The sequence below is a fragment of the Burkholderia sp. E168m15 genome, from assembly GCF_016586105.1.
Taxonomy (GTDB): Bacteria; Pseudomonadota; Gammaproteobacteria; order Burkholderiales; family Burkholderiaceae; genus Burkholderia; species Burkholderia orbicola.
In genome coordinates, this window is sequence record NZ_BCPO01000002.1 from 58013 (window position 1) to 83820 (window position 25808).

General features: G+C 68.5%; 18 protein-coding genes. 11 read left to right on the forward strand and 7 right to left on the reverse strand.

Annotated features, from left to right (window positions below; genetic code table 11):
* Positions 1 to 25: 25 nt before the first annotated feature.
* Positions 26 to 838, reverse strand: coding sequence for a transporter substrate-binding domain-containing protein (locus JMF86_RS00500; protein ID WP_054928209.1), 813 nt, complete (start codon positions 836 to 838; stop codon positions 26 to 28).
* Positions 839 to 987: 149 nt separating this feature from the next.
* Here JMF86_RS00500 and hemE point away from each other — a divergent pair, with 149 nt between their 5' ends.
* From hemE to JMF86_RS00520, 4 genes are all read left to right on the forward strand, one after another.
* Positions 988 to 2082, forward strand: coding sequence for a uroporphyrinogen decarboxylase (gene hemE / locus JMF86_RS00505; RefSeq protein ID WP_279608536.1), 1095 nt, complete (start codon positions 988 to 990; stop codon positions 2080 to 2082).
* A gap of 451 nt (positions 2083 to 2533) precedes the next feature.
* On the forward strand, positions 2534 to 4795 hold the full coding sequence (locus tag JMF86_RS00510) for a primosomal protein N' (protein ID WP_054928211.1): 2262 nt from the start codon (positions 2534 to 2536) through the stop codon (positions 4793 to 4795).
* 426 nt (positions 4796 to 5221) lie between these two features.
* Positions 5222 to 9154, forward strand: coding sequence for a trifunctional transcriptional regulator/proline dehydrogenase/L-glutamate gamma-semialdehyde dehydrogenase (gene putA, locus JMF86_RS00515; protein ID WP_078040521.1), 3933 nt, complete (start codon positions 5222 to 5224; stop codon positions 9152 to 9154).
* Positions 9155 to 9238: 84 nt separating this feature from the next.
* Positions 9239 to 10378, forward strand: a complete 1140-nt coding sequence (locus JMF86_RS00520) for a branched-chain amino acid ABC transporter substrate-binding protein (RefSeq protein WP_011546793.1) — start codon at positions 9239 to 9241, stop codon at positions 10376 to 10378.
* A 206-nt stretch (positions 10379 to 10584) separates the two neighbouring features.
* On the opposite strand, the gene JMF86_RS00525 is transcribed toward JMF86_RS00520, so the two are convergent.
* From JMF86_RS00525 to JMF86_RS00535, 3 genes are all read right to left on the reverse strand, one after another.
* Positions 10585 to 11058, reverse strand: coding sequence for a hypothetical protein (locus tag JMF86_RS00525; RefSeq protein ID WP_226292261.1), 474 nt, complete (start codon positions 11056 to 11058; stop codon positions 10585 to 10587).
* 156 nt (positions 11059 to 11214) lie between these two features.
* A complete protein-coding gene (locus tag JMF86_RS00530) occupies positions 11215 to 12723 on the reverse strand; it encodes a class I adenylate-forming enzyme family protein (RefSeq protein WP_054928213.1) in 1509 nt (502 codons plus the stop codon).
* A gap of 49 nt (positions 12724 to 12772) precedes the next feature.
* Positions 12773 to 14425, reverse strand: coding sequence for an acyl-CoA dehydrogenase family protein (locus JMF86_RS00535; RefSeq protein WP_054928214.1), 1653 nt, complete (start codon positions 14423 to 14425; stop codon positions 12773 to 12775).
* Between the two features lie 131 nt (positions 14426 to 14556).
* Here JMF86_RS00535 and JMF86_RS00540 point away from each other — a divergent pair, with 131 nt between their 5' ends.
* The 4 genes from JMF86_RS00540 to JMF86_RS00555 all read left to right on the forward strand — a co-directional run bounded on the left by JMF86_RS00540 (position 14557) and on the right by JMF86_RS00555 (position 18866).
* Entirely contained in the window at positions 14557 to 15225 is a 669-nt protein-coding gene (locus JMF86_RS00540) for a TetR/AcrR family transcriptional regulator (protein WP_011546789.1), read from the forward strand.
* Positions 15226 to 15431: 206 nt separating this feature from the next.
* The gene (locus JMF86_RS00545) at positions 15432 to 16586 is read left to right on the forward strand and encodes a pyridoxal phosphate-dependent aminotransferase (protein WP_201316669.1); all 1155 of its coding nucleotides are present in this window, start codon (positions 15432 to 15434) and stop codon (positions 16584 to 16586) included.
* Positions 16587 to 16634: 48 nt separating this feature from the next.
* Positions 16635 to 17423: an ABC transporter substrate-binding protein gene (locus tag JMF86_RS00550; RefSeq protein WP_006488477.1), complete on the forward strand. Its 789-nt coding sequence runs from the start codon at positions 16635 to 16637 to the stop codon at positions 17421 to 17423.
* 15 nt (positions 17424 to 17438) lie between these two features.
* Positions 17439 to 18866 carry an FAD-binding oxidoreductase gene (locus JMF86_RS00555; RefSeq protein ID WP_201316670.1) on the forward strand — a complete coding sequence of 476 codons (1428 nt, stop codon included), beginning with the start codon at positions 17439 to 17441 and terminating at the stop codon, positions 18864 to 18866.
* A 45-nt stretch (positions 18867 to 18911) separates the two neighbouring features.
* Here JMF86_RS00555 and JMF86_RS00560 read toward each other — a convergent pair whose 3' ends face one another.
* Positions 18912 to 19484 carry a PadR family transcriptional regulator gene (locus tag JMF86_RS00560; protein WP_201316671.1) on the reverse strand — a complete coding sequence of 191 codons (573 nt, stop codon included), beginning with the start codon at positions 19482 to 19484 and terminating at the stop codon, positions 18912 to 18914.
* Positions 19485 to 19552: 68 nt separating this feature from the next.
* Positions 19553 to 19984, reverse strand: coding sequence for a Cd(II)/Pb(II)-responsive transcriptional regulator (cadR, locus tag JMF86_RS00565; protein WP_201316672.1), 432 nt, complete (start codon positions 19982 to 19984; stop codon positions 19553 to 19555).
* 81 nt (positions 19985 to 20065) lie between these two features.
* Between cadR and JMF86_RS00570 the strand changes: the two genes are divergently transcribed.
* Together JMF86_RS00570 and JMF86_RS00575 are read left to right on the forward strand one after the other, a co-directional pair.
* Positions 20066 to 22600 carry a heavy metal translocating P-type ATPase gene (locus tag JMF86_RS00570; RefSeq protein WP_201316673.1) on the forward strand — a complete coding sequence of 845 codons (2535 nt, stop codon included), beginning with the start codon at positions 20066 to 20068 and terminating at the stop codon, positions 22598 to 22600.
* A gap of 10 nt (positions 22601 to 22610) precedes the next feature.
* Positions 22611 to 22994, forward strand: coding sequence for a zinc ribbon domain-containing protein (locus JMF86_RS00575; RefSeq protein ID WP_054928217.1), 384 nt, complete (start codon positions 22611 to 22613; stop codon positions 22992 to 22994).
* 158 nt (positions 22995 to 23152) lie between these two features.
* Here JMF86_RS00575 and JMF86_RS00580 read toward each other — a convergent pair whose 3' ends face one another.
* Positions 23153 to 24034 carry a GyrI-like domain-containing protein gene (locus tag JMF86_RS00580; RefSeq protein WP_011546782.1) on the reverse strand — a complete coding sequence of 294 codons (882 nt, stop codon included), beginning with the start codon at positions 24032 to 24034 and terminating at the stop codon, positions 23153 to 23155.
* A 275-nt stretch (positions 24035 to 24309) separates the two neighbouring features.
* Here JMF86_RS00580 and JMF86_RS00585 point away from each other — a divergent pair, with 275 nt between their 5' ends.
* A complete protein-coding gene (locus JMF86_RS00585; protein ID WP_011546781.1) occupies positions 24310 to 25773 on the forward strand; it encodes a mechanosensitive ion channel in 1464 nt (487 codons plus the stop codon).
* Positions 25774 to 25808: the final 35 nt, after the last annotated feature.

Consider the following 25808-nt stretch of genomic DNA (forward strand, 5'->3'; position numbering starts at 1 on the left):
ATCGGCCGCCGCGGCGCGGGTCAGCTTACTTCAGCCACTTGTCCGAAATCGCCTGATATTCACCGGTGGACAGCGCGAGATGCAGCCACTGGTCGACGTACTGCTGGAACGCGACATCGCCGCGCGGCACCATGTACGCCTTCTCTCCGAACTGGAACGGCTTGTCCGGATGCACCGAGCAGAGGCCCGGATTCAGCTTTTGCTGCAGCAGCGTCTCGGACGCATCCGTCACCATCACGTCGGCCTTGCCCGCGAGGATCTGCTTGAAGATCGTCACGTTGTCCGGGAAGACGGTCAGGTTCGCGTGCGTGAAGAACTGCTTCGCGAAGCGCTCGTTGGTGCCGCCCGGATTCACGATCACGCGCGTCTCGGGCCGGTCGATCTGCGCGACGGTCTGGTACTTGTCGGCATCCGCGCAGCGTACGATCGGCGTCTTGCCGTCGACGACGTACGGCTGCGTGAAGAACACGCGCTTCTGGCGCTCGAGCGTCGTCGATACGCCGCCTACCGCGATGTCGCATTTCGCGACGAAGTCGTTGGTGAGGTTCGACCAGCTCGTCTTCACGTAGTCGGTCTTCACGCCGAGCGATTTCGCGAGCGATTCCGCCATGTCGATGTCGATGCCCTCGAAGCGGCCATCCGCGCGATAGTACGAATACGGCTTGTAGTCGCCCGTCGTGCACACGCGCAGCGCGCCGCGCGCGAGCACGTCGTCGAGCCGCGAGCCGGCGGCAGCAGCGCTCGCGGGCGCCCCCGTGGTCGTGCCCTGCGCGTGCGCGGCGGCGCAGCAAAACGCGGCGGCGGCAGCGAGCGTGGCAAGCGTGGCGAATGTCTTCATCGGTCTCCTCCTTCGTTCGGTTGGATATGAGCGTCCGATCATAACGGAGCCATCGCGCGCGTCATATGGCCGCCATCGCATCGGCATGCGCAGCCCGATCGCGGCTGTCCGGTAAAATGCCGCTTTGCCTTCGCATCGTCGCTCCTACCGTGGCCCATAACCTGCTCAACGACACCTTCCTGCGTGCGCTTCTGCGCGAGCCGACCGACTACACGCCGATCTGGCTGATGCGCCAGGCCGGCCGCTACCTGCCCGAATACAACGCGACGCGCGCGCGCGCCGGCAGCTTCCTCGGCCTCGCGAAGAATCCCGACTACGCGACCGAAGTGACGTTGCAGCCGCTCGAGCGCTTTCCGCTTGACGCCGCGATCCTGTTCTCGGACATCCTGACGATTCCCGACGCGATGGGGCTCGGCCTCGACTTCCAGGTCGGCGAAGGGCCGAAGTTCGCGCATCCGGTGCGCACCGAGGCCGACGTCGCGAAGCTCGCGGTGCCGGACATCGACGAGACGCTCGGCTACGTGACGGGCGCCGTGCGCGAGATCCGCCGCGCGCTCACCGACAGCCAGGGCCGGCAGCGCGTGCCGCTGATCGGCTTCTCGGGCAGCCCGTGGACGCTCGCGTGCTACATGGTCGAAGGCGGCGGCTCGGACGATTTCCGCACGGTGAAGTCGATGGCGTATTCGCGCCCCGACCTGATGCACCGAATTCTCGACGTGAACGCACAGGCGGTGGCCGCGTACCTGAACGCGCAGATCGAAGCGGGCGCGCAGGCCGTGATGATCTTCGATACGTGGGGCGGCGCGCTGGCCGACGGCGCGTACCAGCGCTTCTCGCTCGACTACATCCGCCGCGTGGTGTCGCAGCTCAAGCGCGAGCACGACGGCGAGCGCGTGCCGGTGATCACGTTCACGAAGGGCGGCGGGCTGTGGCTCGAGGAGATCGCGGCGACCGGCGTCGATGCGGTCGGGCTCGACTGGACGGTCAACCTCGGCGCCGCGCGCGAGCGCGTCGCGGGGCGCGTGGCGCTGCAGGGCAATCTCGACCCGACGATCCTGTTCGCACCGCCGGCCGCGGTGCGCGAACAGGCGCGCGCGGTGCTCGACAGCTACGGCAACCATCCGGGCCACGTGTTCAACCTCGGGCACGGCATCTCGCAATTCACGTCGCCCGACCACGTCGCCGAACTCGTCGACGAAGTACATACCCACAGCCGCGCGATCCGTAGCGGAGCGGCGGGCTGAACGCAAGCGCCGTCATGCTGCGCTGCGGCATGACGATGTTTCGTTTCTGAAACTAAACAGGACGCAACCCCGCTCCCGTTGCCGATTCGGTGCTTGTCAAGACTTGACTTATACACATTTTCCACGTTGCAGCGCGGTAGAGCCCCGTATCGGTCAATTTGTCTCGCTATGGTTCGGTAATTTGAATAGCAGCCTTATGGAATAAGGCTTCGCGGGACCCCTCGGCAAGCGGCGAAAAACAGCGGAAAGCGCGGCCCCGCGCGCGTTGCGGCCGTTGAGGGGCGAGTTCTCAACAAAGTTATCCACAGGCTGGGCAGGGTATACGGCGATTCCTAATGCGAATCCAAAACTTAGCGCCGAATCTGAAGTTTTACTTTAAGTTCGCCGTCACGATGCGGCCGCGGATGCTGGCCGTCCGTCGCCTGCGTGCCGCTGTTGCCGGAGCGTGTGGATGAGCGGTACCTACCTGCGCGTGGCGCTCGACCATCCGCTCGCGACCCTGTTCGACTACCGCTGCGACGTGCAGCCGGCGCCCGTGCCCGGCACGCTCGTGCAGGTGCCGTTCGGCAAGCGGCAGGCCGTGGGGCTCGTTTGCGAAGTCACCACTCACACCGATGTCCCGCCGTCGCGGCTGCGTGCGGTCGACGCGATCTGTGCGGAACTGCCGCCGCTGTCGGCGGACTGGCTCGCGCTCGTGTCGTTCGCCGCTGACTATTATCAGCGCGGGCGCGGCGAAGTCGCGTTGCCGGCGCTGCCGCAGGCGCTGCGGGACGCCGGGCGCTGGGGGCGGCTGCTCGCGCCGGAAGTGCGCTACCGGCCGACCGAAGCCGGCCGCGCGGCGCTGCCCGATGCGTTGCCCGCGCGCGGCGCTGCGCTGCGCCGGCTCGCGCAGGCGCTGGTCGATACCGGCTCGCTAACGCTGCCGGACGCGCGCGCGCTGCATCCGAAGGCGGCCGCGACGCTCGACGACTGGGCGGCGCGCGGCTGGGTGGACGTGGAGGAGATCGGCTGGGCCGATGCGTCTGTGGCCAACCCTGTGGATAACCTGTCGACAAGCAGTGGACGCGCTGTGCCGCCGGCGTTGACGGACCAGCAGGCCGAGGCGCTCGACGCGATTCGCGCGGCGCAAGGCTTCGCGCCGTTCCTGCTGCACGGCGTGACGGGCAGTGGCAAGACCGAGGTCTATCTGCATGCGCTTGCGTCGCTGCTCGACGCGCGGCCGGACGCGCAGGCGCTCGTGCTCGTGCCCGAAATCAACCTGACGCCGCAGTTCGAGGCCGCGTTTCGCGCGCGCTTCGCGGGCGCGCTCGCCGACGACGCGATCGTCACGCTGCACAGCGGGCTCGCCGAAGGCGAACGGGCGCGCAACTGGCTCGCCGCGCACACGGGCCGCGCGCGAATCGTGCTCGGCACGCGCCTCGCGGTGCTCGCGTCGATGCCGACGCTCGCGCTGATCGTCGTCGACGAGGAGCACGAGCCCGCGTACAAGCAGCAGGAAGGGCTGCGCTATTCGGCCCGCGACCTGGCCGTGTGGCGCGCGAAGCAGCTCGGCATCACCGTCGTGCTCGGCTCGGCCACGCCGTCGCTCGAAAGCTGGTGGCAGGCCGAGCAGGGGCGCTACACGCGGCTCACGCTGTCGCGTCGCGCGGTGGCCGACGCGACGCTGCCGACCGTGCGGCTGATCGATCTCGAAGAGGAACGGCGGCGCGGTCGCGCGTCGATGGGCGGGCTGTCGGGGCCGCTCGTCGCGGCGCTGAAGGCGCGGCTCGAACGCGGCGAACAGAGTCTCGTGTTCCTGAACCGGCGCGGTTACGCGCCCCAGCTCGCGTGCGACGCATGCGGCTGGGTGGCCGGCTGCCCGCGTTGCAGCGCGTACGTCGTGCTGCACAAGCCCGAGCATGCGCTGCGCTGCCATCACTGCGGCTGGGAAGCGCGCATTCCGCGTTCGTGCCCCGAGTGCGGAAACGTCGACATCGCGCCGCTCGGGCGCGGCACGCAGCGCATCGAGGAGGCGCTCGCCGAGGCCGTGCCGGGCGCGCGGATTCTGCGGATCGATGCCGACAGCACGCGCCGCAAGGGCAGCGCACAGGCGCTTTTTTCCGACGTGCACGCGGGCGAAGTCGACATCCTGATCGGCACGCAGATGATCGCGAAAGGGCACGACTTCCAGCGTGTGTCGCTCGTCGGCGTGCTCAATGCCGATACCGCGCTGTTCTCGCACGACTTCCGCGCGAGCGAGAGGCTGTTCGCGCAGCTGATGCAGGTGAGCGGCCGCGCGGGGCGCGCCGGACTGCCGGGCGAGGTGATGGTGCAGACGCGCTACCCGCGTCACGCGCTGTATCACGCGCTCGGGCGGCAGGACTACGTGGGCTTCGCGAATTCGACGCTCGCCGAGCGCCGCGACGCGCACCTGCCGCCGTTCGTCTACCAGGCGCTGCTGCGCGCCGAAGGGCGCACGCTCGACGCGGCGCTCGCGTTCCTGCTGCAGGCCGCGGCCGCGTTGCCCGGGCTGCCGGGCGCCGATCGCGTGACCGTGTACGACGCGGTGCCGATGACGATCGTCAAGGTCGCGAATGTCCACCGTGCGCAGCTGCTGCTCGAAAGCGCGTCGCGGGCGGCGCTGCAGCACGCGCTGCGCGCATGGCAGCCGGAACTGCGCGCGCTGAAGGGCGTGCTGCGGTGGAGCGTCGAGGTCGATCCGCTGGATATCTGAGCGGCGCCGGCGCGGCCGTCGCGCGGCGTTGCGGGATATCCGGCACCCGGGCTGCCGCCGGGTACCCGAACCCTCGTCCGCCGCATTGCCCGACCCGAACACCTGGGCGCCAGTGCCCAATCCCCTCCGTCGCCTACCCGACACCGGCACCGCGCCGCGTCCCACCCCAGTGCAACCCGTTTCCGGCCGCGTCCGCGCAGGCGAAAGGTTGCACACGCGTGTCGAATCGTCTCGATCAGGGAAAACACCGATCCTCGGACCACGGGCAACCCCTAGGTTGCAACCACATAAGTGGCTGATTATATTGACTAACTTATGGGTGCAACCTATCTCTCAATTTGGTTGCACCTTTTTATTGCGTGCCGTAGGATTTCGCGCATCCTCTTACACCACATTGCCGGGCTCGCACCGGCGCACGAACCCACCATGGCAAGCACGACTCTCGGCGTCAAAGTCGACGACCTTCTCCGCTCGCGCCTGAAAGACGCGGCGGCGCGTCTTGAGCGCACTCCCCACTGGCTGATCAAGCAGGCGATCTTCGCGTATCTCGAGCGGATCGAGCACGGCCAGCTGCCGCCCGAGCTGTCGGGCCACAGCGGCGTGACGGAGCTCGCCGATGGTCAGGCCACGGACGGCGACGACGACAACTCGCCGCATCCGTTCCTCGAGTTCGCGCAGAACGTGCAGCCGCAATCGGTGCTGCGCGCGGCGATCACGGCTGCGTACCGCCGTCCGGAGCCGGAGTGCGTGCCGTTCCTGCTCGGCCAGGCGCGCCTGCCCGCGAACCTGCAGGCGGACGTGCAGGCGCTCGCGACGAAGCTGGTCGAGGCGCTGCGCGAGAAGAGCTCGGGCGGCGGCGTCGAGGGGCTGATCCACGAGTTCTCGCTGTCGAGCCAGGAAGGCGTCGCGCTGATGTGCCTCGCCGAAGCGCTGCTGCGCATTCCCGATCGCGCGACGCGCGATGCGCTGATCCGCGACAAGATCAGCAAGGGCGACTGGCGCTCGCACGTCGGCCACGCGCCGTCGCTGTTCGTGAACGCGGCGACCTGGGGGCTGATGATCACCGGCAAGCTCGTGACGACCAACAGCGAAGCGGGCCTGTCGTCGGCGCTCACGCGCCTGATCGGCCGCGGCGGCGAGCCGCTGATCCGCAAGGGCGTCGACATGGCGATGCGCCTGATGGGCGAGCAGTTCGTCACCGGCGAAACGATTTCCGAAGCGCTCGCGAACAGCCGCAAGTACGAAGCGCGCGGCTTCCGCTACTCGTACGACATGCTCGGCGAAGCGGCGACGACCGAAGAGGACGCACAGCGCTACTACGCGTCGTACGAACAGGCGATCCACGCGATCGGCAAGGCGGCCGGCGGCCGCGGCATCTACGAAGGCCCGGGCATCTCGATCAAGCTGTCGGCGCTGCATGCGCGCTACTCGCGTTCGCAGCAGGACCGCACGATGAGCGAGCTGCTGCCGCGCGTGCGCGCACTCGCGCTGCTCGCGCGCCGCTACGACATCGGCCTGAACATCGACGCGGAAGAGGCCGACCGTCTCGAACTGTCGCTCGACCTGCTCGAGGCCCTGTGCTTCGATCCGGAGCTCGCGGGCTGGAACGGCATCGGCTTCGTCGTGCAGGGCTACCAGAAGCGCTGCCCATTCGTGATCGACTACCTGATCGATCTCGCGCGCCGCAGCCGTCACCGCCTGATGATCCGCCTCGTGAAGGGCGCGTACTGGGACAGCGAGATCAAGCGGGCGCAGGTCGACGGCCTCGAAGGCTATCCGGTCTACACGCGCAAGATCTACACCGACGTGTCGTACCTCGCGTGCGCGAAGAAGCTGCTCGGAGCGCCGGACGCCGTCTACCCGCAATTCGCGACGCACAACGCGCACACGCTGGCCGCGATCTATCACCTGGCCGGCCAGAACTACTACCCGGGCCAGTACGAATTCCAGTGCCTGCACGGGATGGGCGAGCCGCTGTACGAGGAAGTCACGGGCCGCGACAAGCTGAATCGTCCGTGCCGCGTGTACGCGCCGGTCGGCACGCACGAGACGCTGCTCGCGTATCTCGTGCGCCGTTTGCTGGAAAACGGCGCGAACACGTCGTTCGTGAACCGCATTGCGGATAAAACCGTGCCGGTGAAGGATCTGGTCGCCGATCCGGTCGACGAAGCGTCGAAGGTCGTCCCGCTCGGCGCGCCGCACGCGAAGATTCCGCTGCCGCGCAACCTGTACGGCGACGAGCGCCCCAACTCGATGGGCCTCGACCTGTCGAACGAACACCGTCTCGCGTCGCTGTCGTCCGCGCTGCTCGCGAGTGCGCACCATCCATGGCGCGCGGCGCCGATGCTCGCCGACGACGCGCTCGCCGACGCCCCGGCGCGCGACGTGCGTAACCCGGCCGACCAGCGCGACGTGGTCGGCACGGTCAGCGAAGCGACGTCCGAGCACGTGAGCGCGGCGCTCGCGCACGCGGTGGCCGCCGCGCCGATCTGGCAGGCGACGCCGGTCGACGCACGCGCCGATTGCCTGGTGCGCGCCGCTGACCTCCTCGAAGCGCAGATGCACACGCTGATGGGCCTGATCGTGCGCGAAGCCGGCAAGTCGCTGCCGAACGCGATCGCCGAAATCCGCGAAGCGGTTGACTTCCTGCGCTATTACGCGGCGCAGATCCGCGGCGAATTCTCGAACGACACGCACCGCCCGCTCGGCCCCGTGGTCTGTATCAGCCCGTGGAACTTCCCGCTCGCGATCTTCATGGGCCAGGTGGCCGCGGCGCTCGCCGCCGGCAACACGGTGCTCGCGAAGCCGGCCGAACAGACGCCGCTGATCGCCGCGCAAGCGGTGCGCCTCTTGCGCGAGGCCGGCGTGCCGGCCGGCGCGGTGCAACTGCTGCCGGGCACCGGCGAGACCGTCGGCGCGGCGCTGGTCGCCGATCCGCGCACGCGTGCGGTGATGTTCACCGGCTCGACCGAAGTCGCGCGCCTGATCAACAAGACGCTTGCCGCGCGCCTCGACCCGGACGGCAAGCCGATTCCGCTGATCGCCGAAACGGGCGGCCAGAACGCGATGATCGTCGACTCGTCGGCGCTCGCGGAGCAGGTCGTCGCGGACGTGATGCAGTCGTCGTTCGACTCGGCTGGTCAACGGTGTTCGGCGCTGCGCGTTCTGTGTCTGCAGGACGACGTCGCGGACCGCACGCTGACGATGCTCAAGGGCGCGATGCACGAGCTGGCGCTCGGCAACCCGGACCGGCTGTCGACCGACGTCGGCCCGGTGATCGACGCCGAGGCGAAGCAGACGATCGACACGCACGTCGCGGCGATGAAGGACAAGGGCCACGCGGTCACGCAACTGCCGATGCCCGACGCGTGCGCGCACGGCACGTTCGTGCCGCCGACGCTGATCGAGATCGGCAGCATCGACGAGCTGAAGCGTGAAGTGTTCGGCCCCGTGCTGCACGTGGTGCGCTACCGCCGCAGCCAGCTCGACAAGCTGCTCGAGCAGATCCGCGCGACCGGCTACGGGCTGACGCTCGGCATTCACACGCGGATCGACGAGACGATCGCGCACGTGATCTCGAATGCGCACGTGGGCAACATCTACGTGAACCGCAACGTGATCGGCGCGGTGGTCGGCGTGCAGCCGTTCGGCGGCGAAGGGCTGTCGGGCACGGGCCCGAAGGCCGGCGGCGCGCTGTACCTGCAGCGCCTGCTCGCGACGCGTCCGTCGGGCCTGCCGCGCGCGCTCGCGCAGTCGCTGGTGGCGGACGGCGCGACCGAAAGCGATGCGCGCGGCAACCCGGCGGCGGCGCTCACGATGCTGCGCGACTGGCTGATCGAGCAGCGCGAGCCGGCGCTGGCCGCGCGTTGCGACGGCTACCTCGCGCAGGTGCCGGCCGGCGCGACCGCGGTGCTGAGCGGCCCGACGGGCGAGCGAAACACGTATACACTCGGCCCGCGCGGCACGGTGCTGTGTGTCGCGGCGACGCCGGGCGGCGCGCGTGCGCAGTTCGCGGCGGTGCTGGCGACGGGCAACCGTGCGTTGTTCGCCGGCGCGGCGGGCGAGGCGCTGGTCGCCGCGCTGCCGCCGTCGCTGAAGGCGCACGCGGCCGTGCGCAAGCAGGCCGACGCGCCGTTCGACGCGGTGCTGTTCGAAGGCGACAGCGACGAACTGCAGACGCTCGTGAAGGACGTCGCGCAGCGGCCGGGCCCGATCGTGTCGGTGCAGGGCGTGTCGGCGGGCGCGTTCGAGAACGGCGATGCGGAAGACTACGCGCTCGAGCGGCTGCTGACGGAACGCTCGGTGAGCGTGAATACGGCCGCGGCGGGCGGCAATGCGAATTTGATGACGATCGGCTGATCATCCTTGCCGTTCGGATCAAACAAAGGAAGCGGCCAGGCGATCCCGAAGCCGCTTCATTTACCCTGGTACCAAGGAGATGCTATGCAACACACGATGAAAAAGGTGGCAGGCGCGACGTTCGTCGCGGTCATGTCGCTGGCGGGGACGGCTCATGCGGATGACGTGAAGATTGGTTACGCAGGGCCGATGACGGGCGCGCAGGCGCACTACGGCAAGGATATGCAGAACGGGATCGTGCTCGCGCTGGAAGACTTCAACGCGACGAACCCGAAGATCGGCGGCAAGGCCGTGAAGTTCGTGCTCGACACGCAGGACGACCAGGCTGACCCGCGCACGGGTACGACGGTTGCGCAGAAGCTGGTCGACGACGGCATCAAGGGCATGCTCGGCCACTTCAACTCGGGCACGACGATTCCGGCTTCGCGCATCTACGCGAACGCGGGCATTCCGGAAATCGCGATGGCGACGGCGCCGGAATACACGCAGCAGGGTTACAAGACGACCTTCCGCATGATGACGTCCGACACGCAGCAGGGCTCGGTGGCCGGCACGTTCGCGTCGAAGGATCTCGGCATGAAGAAGATCGCGATCGTCGACGACCGCACGGCCTACGGCCAGGGTCTCGCCGACCAGTTCGAGAAGGCCGCGAAGGCCGGCGGCGCGACGATCGTCGACCGCGAATTCACGAACGACAAGGCCGTCGACTTCAAGGCGATTCTCACGAAGCTGAAGGCAGCGAAGCCGGACCTCGTCTACTACGGCGGCGCGGATTCGCAGGCAGCGCCGATGGTCAAGCAGATGAAGACGCTCGGCATCACCGCCCCGCTGATGAGCGGCGAAATGGTGAAGACGCCGACGTTCCTGAAGATCGCGGGCAACGCGGCCGAAGGCACGATCGCATCGCTGGCCGGCCTGCCGCTGGAAGAAATGCCGGGCGGCAAGGCTTACGCCGACAAGTACAAGAAGCGTTTCGGCGAAGACGTGCAGACGTACTCGCCGTACGCGTACGACGGCGCGATGGCGATGCTGAACGCGATGAAGAAGGCCGATTCGACCGATCCGGCGAAGTACCTGCCGGTGCTCGCGAAGACCGACATGGCCGGTGTGACGTCGACGCACGTCGCGTACGACGCGAAGGGCGACCTGAAGAACGGCGGCATCACGATGTACAAGGTCGAGAAGGGCGACTGGAAGCCGCTGAAGAGCATCGGCGGCAAGTAAGCAGCATGATGTGATGTGACGCGCGGGCGGCGGTGTAACGCGTCGCCCCGCGCCTCATGTAAAAAGCCACCGGACCGACGGGTCCGGTGGCTTTTTCTTTGGTGGGACACGGCCGACAGGACATAGGAATCTTGCTGGCAGTGGTGCAACAGGGGCGCCGCATGCGGACGTCGATACCGCATCACCGTGATGGCGGCCGGATGACGTTACTTGCCGTCGCAGCACTTGTTAGGGCAATCGGGCAGGAAGGAAATTTCCACACGCCGCCCATTGTCGACGTCGCCATGCGAATAGACGCGGACGCTCTTCTTGATGGTGCCGCGTAAAAAACCGAGTTGCTCCAACAGCGCATACGCGGTTTGCAATCTTGATTGCGCAAGGGCCAGTGCTTCCGGTTCACTTTCCTCGGCATGGCCGCTGATCAGCGTTGTTTCCTTGGTCAGGTGATTCGCGTAATTGAGTTTTTGGTCGATTGTCCATTTTGCAATGCGGACGATTTCGGCGTTCGAGATGTGCGAGCTATCTCTCGAAAAGTAGATGTCGAAGTTCTCGCTGGCGATGCATGCGAATACCGGACTAGATGTGATCAGGTATAGGCTAACAATAAATTTAGGCATGTAAATTACGTGTCCTGCAATGCTGTCGGCATTGTTGATTGCTGGTCGACGTTGCTCAACCACGGCCGTGTCTCGGTAAACGGAATGTCCTGCCCCGAGACGCTATTCCAGATAAGAACCGTTGATCAATCGGACAAGTATGATTCGTTATCCGTAATTTATTGTTCAAGGAGGGTACGAGTGCGCGAGTTACACGTGCGCTGACTCAATCCCGGATACTCAGTCCCCCCGCACCCGCAGCAGAAACTTCTGCAACTTACCGGTCGGCGTGCGCGGCAACGCCTGCGCGAACGTGAACTCGCGCGGAATCTTGTACGCGGCGAGTCGCTCGCCGCAGAACGTGCGCAGCGCATCCGCATCGCGCGCCGCGTTCGCCCGCAGCACGACGTGTGCGACGACCGTTTCGCCCCAGTCCGGATGCGGCACGCCGACGACGGCCGCCTCGGCGATGTCCGGGTGCGCGCCGAGCACGTCCTCCACCTCCTTCGAATAGACGTTCTCGCCGCCGGTGACGATCATGTCCTTCAGCCGGTCGACGATGAACAGGTAGCCGTCCTGATCGATCCGCGCGATGTCGCCGGTGCGATACCAGCCGTCCGGCGCGAACGCGGCGCGCGTCGCGGCCGCGTCGTCGAGATAGCCGAGCATCATGCAATCGGTCTTCAGCCAGATCTCGCCGGTCTCGCCCGGCTGCGCATCGACGCCGTCCATCCGCACGACCCGCAGGTCGACGCCCGGGCCGCCCTGGCGGCCGATCGAGCCGGCCTTCGCGATCTGCTCGTCCGGATACAGCGTCGTGCCGGCCGGGCCGGTTTCCGTCATCCCGTACACCTGGAAGAACGCGTGGCTGCGATACGCTTGCGCGAGCCGTTCGGCCTGCGTGGCGCCGATCGGGCCGCCGCCGTACAGCCACGCGCGCACGCTCGACAGGTCGAATGCCGCGAAGCCGTCGATCGTGTCGAGCGGCAGCGTATACGACACCGGCGCACCGAAATACAGCGTCACGCGTTCGCGCTCGACGGTCTGCAGGAAGCGCAGCGGATGGTATTCGCGCAGCAGCACGACGGTGCCGCCCGCGACCAGCGTGCCGCCGAACCAGTTGTTCAGCGGCGACGAATGCCAGATCGGCATCGCCATCAGCGTGCGCTCGTTGCGGCCGATCCCCGTCGCGAGCGCCGCCTGCATCGCCGCGAGCGTCACCGTGCGATGACTGTGCACGCAACCCTTCGGGCGGCCGGTCGTGCCGGACGTGTAGAGGATTTGCGCGACGTCGTCGTCGGCCGGCTCGATGCCCGGGAGGCCGTCCATCGTCGCGCACATCGCGTCGAAATTCGGCACGCCGTCGAGTTCGCCCTCGGTCACGAGCCGCCGCGCCGGATGCACGATCCGCTCGACCACCGGCGCGAGCGCCACGTCGAACAGCAGCGCGGTGCTGCCGCTGTGTTCGAGCACGTAGTCGACTTCCGGCGCCTGCAGCTTGTGGTTGATCGGCACGAACGCCGCGCCGAGCCGCCATGCGCCGAACATCAGATCGACGAAAGCCGGCGTGTTGAAGCACATCGCGGCGACACGGTCGCCGGCCGCGACGCCGAGCGCGCTCAGCACGGCCGCCGCGCGGTGCGAACGCTCGCGCGCGGCCGCATACGTGATCGTCGCGGATTCGCTGACGAGGAACGGCTTGTCGGGCGTCGCACGGGCGGCGCGGTCGAGGGCGGCGACGAGGTTCATCGAGGCTCCGGGCGGGCGAACGAATGCGATTTGGGTGAACGGGCCGGCGTCAGGCCGGGTACGCGCGCTGCAGCAGCGCGGCGACGTCGATCGCGTGCGGATCGAAGCCGCCCGCGATGCGGCCCCAGTCGGAGGCGCCGAGCCGCGTCGCGACGAACGCGTCGGCGACGACCGCCGGCGCATCGCGGCGCAGCAGGCACGCCTGCGCGACGACCGCGAGCCGTTGCGCGAACACGCGGCCCGACGCTTCGAGCGTGTCGGCCGGGGCGGCGAGCATCGCGCGCAATCCGTCGAGCGCGGCACGAATGCGCGGTTCGCCCGCGCCGAGGTCGGCCAGTTCGTCGAATAGCGCGGCGGCCGCGTCGGGCTCGCGCGATACGGCACGCAGCACGTCGAGGCACATCACGTTGCCCGAGCCTTCCCAGATCGAGTTGACGGGCGCCTCGCGGAACAGGCGCGCGATCGGGCCGTCGTCGACGTAACCGTTGCCGCCGAACACTTCCATCACCTCGCCGGTCAGCTCGACCGCGCGCTTGCAGACCCAGAATTTCGCGGCGGGCGTGACGATCCGTTTCCATGCGCGTTCGCGCGGCGAGTCGTCGCGTTCGAACGCATCGGCGAGCCGCATCGCGAGCGACAGCGCCGCTTCGCTCTCCAGCGCGAGATCGGCGAGCACGGTGCGCATCAGCGGCTGCTCGGCGAGCGCACGGCCGAACGCATGGCGCTGGCGCGTGTATGCGATCGCCTGCACGACGCCCTGGCGCAGCATCGCCGCACTGCCGAGCACGCAGTTCAGCCGCGTGTAGGTAGCCATCTCGATGATGGTGGGAATGCCGCGGCCTTCGTCGCCGAGCATGATGCCCCACGCGTCGTTCAGCTCGATCTCGCTGCTCGAGTTGCTGCGGTTGCCGACCTTGTTCTTCAGCCGCTGGATCTCGACCGCGTTCTTCGTGCCGTCCGGCCGCCAGCGCGGCACGTAGAAGCACGACGGGCTGCCGGCCTCGGTGCGCGCGACGACCAGGTGCGCGTCGCACATCGGCGCGGAGAAGAACCACTTGTGGCCGCGCAGCCGGTATTCGCCGCCGCGCCCGCCCGCGCCGACCGGCGTGGCGAGCGTCGTGTTCGCACGCACGTCGGAGCCGCCCTGTTTCTCGGTCATGCCCATGCCGAACCAGATCGCGCGCTTGTCGGCGACCGGCACGTCGCGCGGATCGTAGTCGTCGCTGTAGAGCTTGTCGCGCAGCAGGTCCCACAGCGCGGGCTCCTTCTGAAGCACGGGGATCGCGGCCTGCGTCATCGTGGCCGGGCACAGCGTGCCGGCCTCGATCTGGCCATGCAGGTAGAAGCCGGCGGCCGTCGCGGCCCAGCGGCCGCGGCGCGACTCGCGGAACGCGAGCGACACGAAGCCTTCGTGACGATACTGGCCAAGCAGCGTGTGCCAGGCGGGATGGAAGTCGACGCGGTCGATGCGCCGGCCGCGCCGGTCGAACGCGTGCAGTTCCGGCGTGTGCTGGTTCGCTTCGTCGGCGAGTTGCGCGGTGTCGGCGCTGCCGAGCCGCGCGCCGTACGCGTCGAGCTGTGGCACGGCCCAGTCGGCGCCGGCCCGGGCGAGCGCGTCGCGCAGCGCGAGATCCGTCGCGAAGAGGTTATAGTCGACGAGTTCGTCGAACTGGTTCGTGACGGCGTGAGTCGAGTCGGTCATCGCGGTTGTCTCCGGTTTGTCTCCGGTCTCATGCTTCGCGGTCAGCCGGCATCATGCCGCGCGGAGGGCGCTTTGCCGCGGATGCCGGCTTCCGGTAAAACGTATTCCCTGCTGAATTCAGAGTAGCAAATATGCCGCCGCGACATGTTCAGGTTCCGGCGCCGCCCGGCTCACCGGCGGCGCAACCCGCGCCCGCGTTGCGCCGCCGGCCGCGCCAGTCGCGTGCGCAGGCGAGTTCCGACGCGCTGCAACAGGCGTTCGTTCAGCTTTTGCTCGAACGCGGCTACGCGAAGGCGACGATCCGCGAGATCGCGGCCGTCGCGGGCGTCAGCATCGGCACCTTCTACGAGTATTTCGGCGACAAGCAGAGCCTCGCGGCGCTCTGCATCCACCGCCGCGTGCTGGCGCTGGCCGACCGGCTGCGCGACACAGTGCAGCGGTTGCGCGGTGCGCCGCGGGCCGAACTCGCCGTCGCGCTGGTCGACCTCCAGGTCGATACGATCGCCGCCGACGCGGCGCTGTGGGGCGCGCTGCTCGCACTGGAGCGGCAGGTGTCGCCGCTCGCCGCCTATCGCCGGCATTACGACGCCTATGTCGCGCTGTGGCGCGACGCGCTGGCCCAAGCGGCCGACCCGCCGCCGGCCGCAAGGCTCGACGGGCTCGCGCGGATGGCCCACACGATCTGCTATGGCGGCCTGTCGCAGGCGCTGCTGACGCTCGGGCCGGCGCTCGATTTCGCCGCGCAGCGCCGTGAGCTGCGGGCCGTGCTGCTCGCGTACCTCGCGGCGGCGGACGCGTAGCTTTCCTCGGGGAAATGCCTGATTCGCATATCAGGCGCGCAGGCCGGCCTTGCCGCCAGGCCCTTCTCCGGGCGAGCCATGAGAAAAATGCATGGCCGCCATGACGAACTTTCGATTGTCCGCCGATATTGGCTCGGGCTAAATCATGCGGCAGATGCAGGCCGCGCACGGCGCGGCCCGCCCGAAGGACATCAGGAGGAGGAGTCATGCGAAGCGCCACCGCGCCCCGTTCGAAACTGCCCGACGTCGGGACGACGATCTTCACGGTGATCGGCCAACTGGCTGCTCAACACGACGCGCTGAACCTGTCGCAGGGCGCGCCGAATTTCGCGCCCGATCCGGCGCTCGTCGAAGGCGTCGCGCGCGCGATGCGCGACGGTCACAACCAGTACGCGCCGATGGCCGGCGTGATCGCGCTGCGCGAGCGGCTCGCCGAGAAGACCGAGGCGCTGTACGGCGCGCGCTACGACCCGGCGACCGAGATCACGGTGATCGCGAGCGCGAGCGAAGGGCTTTACGCGGCGATCAGCGCGCTCGTGCATCCCGGCGACGAGGTGATCTATTTCGAGCCGTCGTTCGACAGCTATGCGCCGATCGTGCGGTTGCAGGGCGCGACGCCGGTCGCCATCAAGCTGTCGCCCGAGCATTTCCGCGTGAACTGGGACGAGGTGGCCGCGGCCATCACGCCGCGCACGCGGATGATCATCGTCAACACGCCGCACAACCCGACCGCGACGGTGTTCTCCGCCGACGATCTGGCGCGGCTCGCGCAGCTCACGCGCGACACAGGCATCGTGGTGCTGTCCGACGAAGTGTACGAGCACGTCGTGTTCGACGGCGCGCAGCACCAGAGCGTCGCGCGCCACCGCGAGCTGGCCGAGCGCAGCGTGATCGTGTCGTCGTTCGGCAAGTCGTTCCACGTGACCGGCTGGCGCGTCGGCCATTGCCTCGCACCGGCCGAACTGATGGACGAGATCCGCAAGGTGCACCAGTTCATGGTGTTCTCGGCCGACACGCCAATGCAGGTCGCGTTCGCGGAGATCCTCGCGCGGCCGGACAGCTATCTCGGCCTGTCGGCGTTCTACCAGGCCAAGCGCGACCTGCTCGCGCGCGAGCTGGCCGATTCGCGTTTCGAGCTGCTGCCGAGCGAAGGCTCGTTCTTCATGCTCGCGCGCTTTCGCCACTTCTCGGACGAAAGCGACAGCGATTTCGTGCTGCGCCTGATCCGCGATGCGCGTGTCGCGACGATTCCGCTGTCGGCGTTCTATACCGAGGGCACCGACGCCGGCGTGATCCGGCTCAGTTTTTCGAAGGACGACGCGACGCTGGTCGAAGGCGCGCGGCGGCTGCGTTCGCTGTAGGACAACCGGCGACGGAGACGTCGCATCGACCAGACCCAGGAGATCACGATGAAACACACGGCTACCTTGAAACTCGCGTTCGCACTCGCGTGCGCCATCGGCTCCGGCGCGGCGCTCGCCGATGCGCCGACGCTGCGCTTCGGCCTCGAAGCGCAATACCCGCCGTTCGAATCGAAGGCGCCGAACGGCGACCTGCAGGGCTTCGACATCGACGTCGGCAATGCCGTCTGCCAGACGGCGAAGCTGTCGTGCAAATGGGTCGAGACGTCGTTCGACGGGCTGATTCCGGCGCTGAAGGGCCGCAAGTTCGACGCGATCAACTCGGCGATGAACGCGACCGAGCAACGGCGCCAGGCGATCGACTTCACCACGATCATCTATCGCGTGCCGACCCAGCTGATCGCGCGCACCGGCAGCGGGCTGCTGCCGACGCCCGAATCGCTGAAGGGCAAGCGCGTGGGCGTGCTGCAGGCGTCGATCCAGGAAACCTTCGCGAAGGCGCACTGGGAGCCGGCCGGCGTCGCGATCGTCGCGTACCAGGACCAGAACCAGGCGTATGCGGATCTGGTCGCGGGCCGCCTCGACGCGACGCTCGTGCTCGCGCCGTCGGGCCAGCGCGGCTTCCTGTCGCGCCCGGACGGCAAGGGCTTCTCGTTCGTCGGCCAGCCGGTGCACGACGACAAGATCCTCGGCAGCGGCATCGCGTTCGGCCTGCGCAAGGGCGACGACGCGCTGAAGGCGAAGCTCGACGCGGCGATCGACAAGCTGAAGGCGGACGGCACGGTGAAGTCGCTCGGGTTGAAGTATTTCGGCGATATCGACATCTCGACGAAGTAAGCGGGGCCGCGCACGATGCCGACCTCGAACCGGACCGCGGGCAGCGCACCGGACGGCAGGCCGCTGCCGGACGAGGCCGTCGATGCCGTGCTCGCCGCCGAACTGGGCGACGCACTCGTCACGCGCGCGGCCGATATCGATCCGCGTTACTTCACCGCGTACAACGAGCCGGCCGGCGTGCGGCCGCGCGCGCTGGTGCGCCCGTGCAGCGTCGACGACGTGTCGCGCACGCTCGCGCTGTGCTCGCGGCTCGGCCAGCCGGTCGTGCCGCAAGGCGGGCTGACCGGGCTCGCGCGCGGGGCGGTCGCGCTGGGCGGCGAGGTCGTGCTGTCGATGGAGCGCTTCGCGGGCATCGAAACGCTCGACGCGGCGGCCGGCACGATCACCGTGCGCGCGGGCACGCCGCTGCAGACGGTGCAGGAAGCCGCCGAAGCGGCGGGCTTCACGTTCGGCGTCGATCTAGGCGCGCGCGGCTCGTGCCAGATCGGCGGCATGCTCGCGACCAATGCGGGCGGTACGCGCGCGATCCGCTACGGGATGATGCGCGAGCAGGTGCTCGGGCTGGAGGCGGTGCTCGCGGACGGCACGATCGTGTCGTCGATGAACCGGATGCTGAAGAACAACGCGGGCTACGACCTGAAGCAGTTGTTCATCGGCAGCGAAGGGACGCTCGGCGTCGTCACGCGCGCGGTGCTGCGGCTGCATCCGTTGCTCGCGGCGCCGGCCACGGCGCTCTGCCGCGTGCGCGACTACGACGCGGTGGTCGCGCTGTGGAATCGCGTGCGCACGCTGCCGGAAGTCGTCAGCTTCGAGGCGATGTGGCCGTCGTTCTACGACTACGTCGCGCGGCATACGCCCGGGGTATCGGCGCCGTTCGTCGGCGACGGCGGTTTCGTGGTGTTGATCGAATGCGCGACGAGCGCGCCGGGCGGCGATGCGCACCAGGCGCTCGAAACGGGGCTGGCCGCGGGATTCGATGCCGGGCTCGTCGACGATGCGGTACTCGCGACCTCCGAGCGGCAGGCGCGCGATTTGTGGGCGTTGCGTGAAGGTCTCGCGATCGATGCGCTGCCCCATCTCGTCAACTTCGACGTGAGTCTGCCGACGGGCGAACTCGGCGCGTTCGCCGAACGCTGCGAGGCGGCGTTGCGGGCGCGCTGGCCGGCGCTCACGTGCCTGTTCTTCGGCCATGTCGGCGACGGCAACGTGCATATCGGCGTGTCGCTGGCCGCGATGACCGACGCGGATGCCGATGCGCTCGATCACTGCGTGTATGCGGTGGTGCGCGACATGGGCGGCTCGGTGTCGGCCGAGCACGGGATCGGCGTGCTCAAGCGTCCTTATCTGGCGCACACGCGCAGCGCCGCGGAAATCGGGCTGATGCGGCGCCTGAAGGCCGCGCTGGACCCGCGCGGCATCCTGAATCCCGGCAAGGTACTTTGATGCGGCCGACGGCCGCTGCCGCCGGGCATCGGCCGGCGCCGCGCGTCAGCCGTCCACCCAGCGCAGCGCGCCGATCTTCAGGTGTTCGACGACGCTGCGCGCCCAGTTCAGCTCCGCATTGAGCAGCACGAGCGCATGCTCGTTCTGCAGCAGGAACAGGCGCGGCACCTGCTCGGCCTGTGCGGTGGCGCGCAGCGCTTCCAGCCGCTCGCGTTCGGCGTCGAGCCGCGCGATGCGCAGCTCGAGCTGGTGACGCGCATCTTCCGCATCGAGCAGCGGCAGGAACGCGAGGCCGGCGCCGAACGCCGGAAATTCACGGGCGGGCTCCGCGAGCAGCGCATGCAGCCATGCCTGCCCGGCCGTGTGCCCGGCTTCCGTCAGCGCATACACCGTGCGCTCCGGAAACGCGCCGTCGCGTTCGGTGTCGTGCACGGCGATCAGCCCGTCGCGCAGCAGCCGATCGATCGTCTGGTACAGGCTCGTGCGCTGCCGCACATTGACGACTTCGTCGTAGCCGCGGGCCTTCAGTTGCTGCAGCATTCCGTACGGATGCATCGGCGTTTCGGTGAGCGTCGCGAGGACGGCCAGCGCGAGCGGAGACGGGCGACTCATAGACATGAATAGTTAAATTATATCTAGTAAGAATATAACTATTCTCAATCTGATTATCTTGTTTGGCAAGGGTTTCAGCCGAGGTGCGAGCGCTTCGTGGCCGGCGCGACGGTTTCCATCGTCGCAAGGCCATGCACGATGCCGCAATCCTCGACCGAATGCTCGCCGACGCACTGGCGGCGCAATTCGGTGAGCTGGTCGCGCAGATGCGTGAGTTCCGCGAGGCGCGCGTCGACGTGTCCGATGTGATCGTCGAGCAGCGAATTGATCGAATCGCAGCGGTCGGCCGGCGTGTCGGTGAGCCGCAGCAGCGCGCGGATTTCGTCGTGCGCCATGTCGAGCGCGCGGCAGTTGCGGATGAAGCGCAGCCGCTCGACGTGCACGTCGGTGTAGTTGCGGTAGTTCGAATCGGTGCGCTCCGCATCCGGCATCAGACCCTCTTTCTCGTAGAAACGGATCGTCTCGGGCGTGCAGCGGGCCGCTTTGGCCAGTTCGCCAATCTTCATGCCTTTCTCCCGTGTAAGGGTTGACCTTGTAGTGGCTTCAGGGTGTTAACTCTACACCGTCAAGCCACAAAGGAGGTTGTCATGACCGACGCCAAGCGTCCCCACGACCCACGACACCGTCATGCCGGCGGCGCCGATGCGTGCTGCGCCGATGCGCGCGACACGCAGACGGCGACCGTTGCCGACGCGGCGTCGGTGGCCGGCGAGCACGCGCACGGCCATGACCACGATCACGGGCACGATCACGCCGCGCACGGCGAGGCGGGTCATGACCACGATCACGGCCATGCGGGCGACGACCAGCATGTGCACGGTGCAACGTGTTCGCACGACCACGCCGCGCATGACCATGCCGGTCACGACCACGACCACGACCACGACCACGACCACGACCACGACCACGCGGCCGGCGACTGCTGCGCGCCGGCAGCGCTGACGCTCGCGCCGCTGCCGGTCGCGCAGGCAACCGCGTCGGGCCACGTGCGCTCCGCGTTCCGCATCATGCAGATGGACTGCCCGACCGAGGAAACGCTGATCCGCAAGAAGCTCGGCGGGATGGGCGAAGTGTCGGCGCTCGAATTCAACCTGATGCAGCGGATGCTGACCGTCGAGCACGTGCCCGGCGCGCAGCCGGCGCTCGAAAGTGCGATCCGCTCGCTCGGGATGACGCCGGAAGCCGCGTCGGCCGATGCACCGGGAGCGCCCATCGCGCCGCCGCCCGCGAAGCCGTGGTGGCCGCTGGCGCTCGCCGGCGTCGCCGCGATCGCGTCCGAAGGTGCGACCTGGGCCGGGCTGCCGGTGTGGCTGTCGGCCGCGCTCGCGCTCGCCGCGGTGCTCGCGTGCGGGTTGACCACGTACAAGAAGGGCTGGATCGCGATCCGCAACGGCAACCTGAACATCAACGCGCTGATGAGCATCGCGGTGACGGGCGCGATGGCGATCGGTCAGTGGCCGGAAGCCGCGATGGTGATGGTGCTGTTCACGATTGCCGAGCTGATCGAGGCGAAGTCGCTCGACCGCGCGCGCAATGCGATCCAGGGGCTGATGCAGCTCGCGCCGGATACCGCGACCGTGCAGCAGGCCGACGGCGCGTGGCGCACGATCGAGGCCGCGCAGGTCGCGCTCGGCGCGGTCGTGCGCGTGAAGCCGGGCGAGCGGATCGGGCTGGACGGCGAAGTCGTCGCCGGCCGCTCGACGGTCAACCAGGCGCCGATCACCGGCGAGAGCCTGCCCGTCGAAAAGGCGAGCGGCGACGCGGTGTACGCGGGCACGATCAACGAATCGGGTTCGTTCGACTACCGCGTGACGGCCGTCGCGGCCAACTCGACGCTCGCGCGGATCATTCACGCGGTCGAGGAAGCGCAGGGCGCGAAGGCGCCGACGCAGCGCTTCGTCGACCAGTTCGCGCGCGTCTACACGCCGATCGTATTCGCGGTCGCGCTGCTGGTCGCGGTGGTGCCGCCGCTCGTGATGGGCGGCGCATGGCACGACTGGATCTACCGCGCGCTCGTGCTGCTCGTGATCGCTTGCCCGTGCGCGCTGGTGATCTCGACGCCGGTGACGATCGTGTCGGGGCTCGCGGCCGCGGCGCGGCGCGGGATTCTCGTGAAGGGCGGCGTCTATCTGGAAGAAGGGCGCAAGCTCGCGTGGCTCGCGCTCGACAAGACCGGCACGATCACGCACGGCAAGCCGGTGCAGACCGACTTCGACGTGCATGCGGACGATGCCGACGCGGCGCGCGTGCGGCACCTCGGCGCGAGCCTCGCGGCGCGCTCCGATCACCCGGTGTCGCAGGCGATTGCCGCCGCGGCCCGCGCCGCCGGCACGGCGGCCTTCGCCGACGTGCAGGACTTCGAAGCGATCGTCGGGCGCGGCGTGCGCGGCACGATCGACGGCACGCGCTACTGGCTCGGCAATCACCGCCTCGTCGAGGAACTCGAGCGCTGCTCGACGGCTCTCGAGGCGAAGCTCGACGCGCTGGAGCGGCAGGGCAAGAGCGTCGTCGTGCTGGTCGACGCCACGCGCGTGCTCGGCATCTTCGCGGTGGCCGACACGATCAAGGACACGAGCCGCGACGCGATCGCGGATCTGCACGCGCTCGGCATCCGCACCGCGATGCTGACGGGCGACAACCCGCATACCGCGCTGGCGATCGCCAGGCAGGCGGGCATCGACGACGCGCGCGGCAACCAGTTGCCGGAAGACAAGCTCGCGGCGGTCGAGGAACTGGCGGCGGGCGGCGCGGGCGCGGTCGGGATGGTCGGCGACGGGATCAACGATGCGCCGGCGCTCGCGCGCGCCGACATCGGCTTCGCGATGGGCGCGATGGGCACCGACACGGCGATCGAGACGGCCGACGTCGCGCTGATGGACGACGACCTGCGCAAGATTCCCGCATTCGTGCGGCTGTCGCGCGCGACGCACCGCGTGCTGGTGCAGAACATCGGCTTCGCGCTCGGCGTGAAGGTCGTGTTCCTCGGCCTCACGGTCGCGGGGCTCGGGACGATGTGGATGGCCGTCTTCGCCGACGCGGGCGCGAGCCTGATCGTCGTGGCCAACGGCTTGCGGCTGCTGTCGTCCTCCGGGGCGTTTGGCGGCGCACCGGCCAAGCGTTGAGGAGCGGACGATGAGCTTTCTGAAACGGATACTCGGCGGCCATGGCGGCGGCCACGGCAGCGGGCACGGCAATAGCGGAAACGGGGGCCATGGCGGCCACGGTGGCGGGCATCACGGCGGGTCGCGCCTGGGCGGCCACGATGCGCGCGGGCGCGATCGCCACGGCTGGGGCTGGCAGGCGCCGGCCGACGCCGGTGGCGGGCAAGGCGGCCAGCGCGGCAACGTGCCGCTGAGCCAGCTCGCGTGCGCGGGCTGCGGCGCGCTCAACGCAGCGGATGCACGCTTCTGCGCGCAGTGCGGCGCGGCGCAACGCGGCAAGGCGTGCAGCCGCTGCCATGCGGCGCTGGCGGCCGACGCGCGGTTCTGTCCCGGCTGCGGGACGCAGGCTGCTTGAGGATCTCCGCGAATTCGCGCCGGCTACGCATACGCACGAGCCGGCGCGCTGCGTTCAAGGCCGGCGCACCGGCATGCCCGATGTCGTCTCGTGCATCCTCGCACCAGCAATATCGTCGCGGTCCGTCCAGATGCACGGCGCCACGGCACACCCGTCGCTCAGCGCAGCGGCAGGTGAATTTCGGTGCGCAGGTCGGCCGGCGCCGTATCCATCGGCGTATTGAGGTATAGCTCGAACGGCGGCGCGTCGGCGGCTTCGCGGCCCGAGTGGCGCAGCCAGTCGCCGTACAGCCACTGGTAGGCCGTTTTCAGGTCCGCATACGGCCCCGTATGCAGCAGCACCGCGTATTCGCCGCCGGCGATCGTCACCCGCTCGACCGGCGGCACGGGTGCGACGTCCGGCGCGCCGTCGGCCGGCATGAAGCACGCTTTCGCGCGCAACTGCGCTTCGGGCGTCGTGTCCGGATCGTCGTAGAAAATCCCGATCATCTTCGCGCCCGGCCCGATCAGCCCGTGCTGCCCCACCCACGCGCCGATCCGCCCGAACGCGTCCCCCACCTTCATGTACGCACCGGTGTGCGTTACCGCGTAGCCGCGCAGTTCCGGCAGGCGCCGGATCTCGACCTCGTGCTTGAACATGTCTGCCTCTCCTCGCTGTAGTGGATAAATCGGCCGGTGGGTGCCGGTGCGCCGGTGCTGCGCGGGCAGCACGCCGTACGCGTCGCGAAACGCCCGCGCGAATGCGTGCGTCGACCCGTAGCCCGCGCGCCGCGCGATTTCATCGAGCGGCCGCGCGGTGCAGACCAGATCCTCGGACGCCCGCACGATCCGCATCCGCCGCACGGTCAGCACGATCGACTCGCCGTACAGCGCGCGGTAGACGCGCTGCCAGTGATACGGCGACAGGCACGCGACTTCGGCGAGCCGGTTCAGGTCGAGCGGGCCGTCGAGATGCGCGCTGATGTACGCGTGGACCCGCGCCACGCTTGCCGCGTAGCGCACCCACGCGGGCGGGTCGGTTTTCGTTTCGGCTGGAGTCATCGGCGTGTCCGGGCTGGAACCGACGCCACGGTAGCACGGGCAGAATGGACAAATCTTGCGGAAATGCCGGACACCCGTCGATGCGGCCCTTTTTGAGTTCAACGAAATGGGGTCTTGCCCCTCCGGGATCTATGACTAAAGTTAAAGACGGTGAAATCGGGTGAACGCGTCATTTTTCTCGGGTAAGTTGCCCGGACGGAGCAGCACGCTTTTCGAATTACGCAGGTCGTTCGTCGATGTTCAATCGCCACACCACGTTTTCGGGAGAAGAAGAAATGGATGCTTCCAGCTTCATCACGTCGCTGCAGGCCACGCTAGGCGGATACCTGCCCAAGATCGCCGGCGCGATCGGCATCCTGGTGATCGGCTGGCTGATCGCCGTCGCGGTGCGGGCCGGTGCGCTCCGGCTGCTCAACGCGCTGAAGGTCGATCAGCGGATCACCGACAGCACCGGCCAGGGCGCCTGCGTCGAACGCATCATCGCCAGCGGCCTGTTCTGGCTCGTGCTGCTCGTCACCGCGGTGGGCATCTTCAACGTGCTCAACCTGTACGCGGTCTCCAATCCGTTCTCGCTGCTCGTCACGCACATCGTCAACTACCTGCCGAACCTGATCGGCGGCGCGGCGCTGACGCTGATCGCGTGGCTGATCGCGTCGCTGCTGCGCAGCCTCGCGAACCGCGCGCTGAAGGCGAGCAAGGTCGACGCCACGTTGTCCGAAAGCGCCGGCATGCAGCCGATGAGCGGCTATCTCGGCGACGTGCTGTTCTGGCTCGTGATCCTGATGTTCCTGCCGGCGATCCTCGGCTCGTTCGCGCTGTCGGGCCTGCTGTCGCCGGTGCAGGGGATGGTCGACAAGCTGCTCGCGATCGTGCCGAACATCTTCGCGGCCGCGGTGATCGGCTTCGTCGGCTGGGTCGTCGCGCGCGTGCTGCGCGGCCTGGTGACGAACCTGCTGGTCGCCGCCGGCGCCGACCGCCTCACGCAAGGGATCGACAGCCCGACGCCCGTGCGCGTGTCGAGCCTGGTCGGCACCATCGTCTACGTGTTCGTGTTCGTGCCGACGCTGATCTCCGCGCTCGACGCGCTGAAGATCGACGCGATCTCGATTCCCGCGACCAACATGCTGAACCAGTTCCTCGGCGCGGTGCCCGACATCGTCGCGGCGATCGTGATCGTGCTGGTCACGTTCTACTTCGCGCGCTTCGTCGCGTCGCTCGCGCAGAAGCTGCTGGAAGCCGCCGGCGTCGACGGGCTGCCGGCCGTGCTCGGCGTCGAGCGCGTGTTCTCGGGCATCCTGCAGCCGTCGGTGCTGGTCGCGCGACTGATCGTGTTCTTCGCGATGCTATTCGCGTCGGTCGAAGCCGCGAACCGGCTCGGCTTCACGCAGGTGCGCGACGTCGTCACGCTGTTCATCGAATTCGGCGGCCACGTGCTGATGGGCGGCGTGATCCTCGTGATCGGCGTGTGGCTCGCGGGCCTCGCGCGCCGCGTGATCGAGCAGGCCGACCGCGAGCACAGCGTGCTGTTCGCGCGGATCGCCCAGTTCGCGATCCTCGGCCTCGTGTTCGCGATGGGGCTGCGCGCGATGGGCATCGCGAACGAAATCGTGCAGCTCGCGTTCGGCCTCGTGCTCGGCGCGATCGCGGTGGCCGTTGCGCTGTCGTTCGGCCTCGGCGGCCGGGAAGCGGCCGGCAAGCTGCTCGACCGCTGGTTCAACCAGCGCGGCGGCGGCCAGTAAGGCCCGTCGGCACGGCCGATCCGGCCCGCATCGCG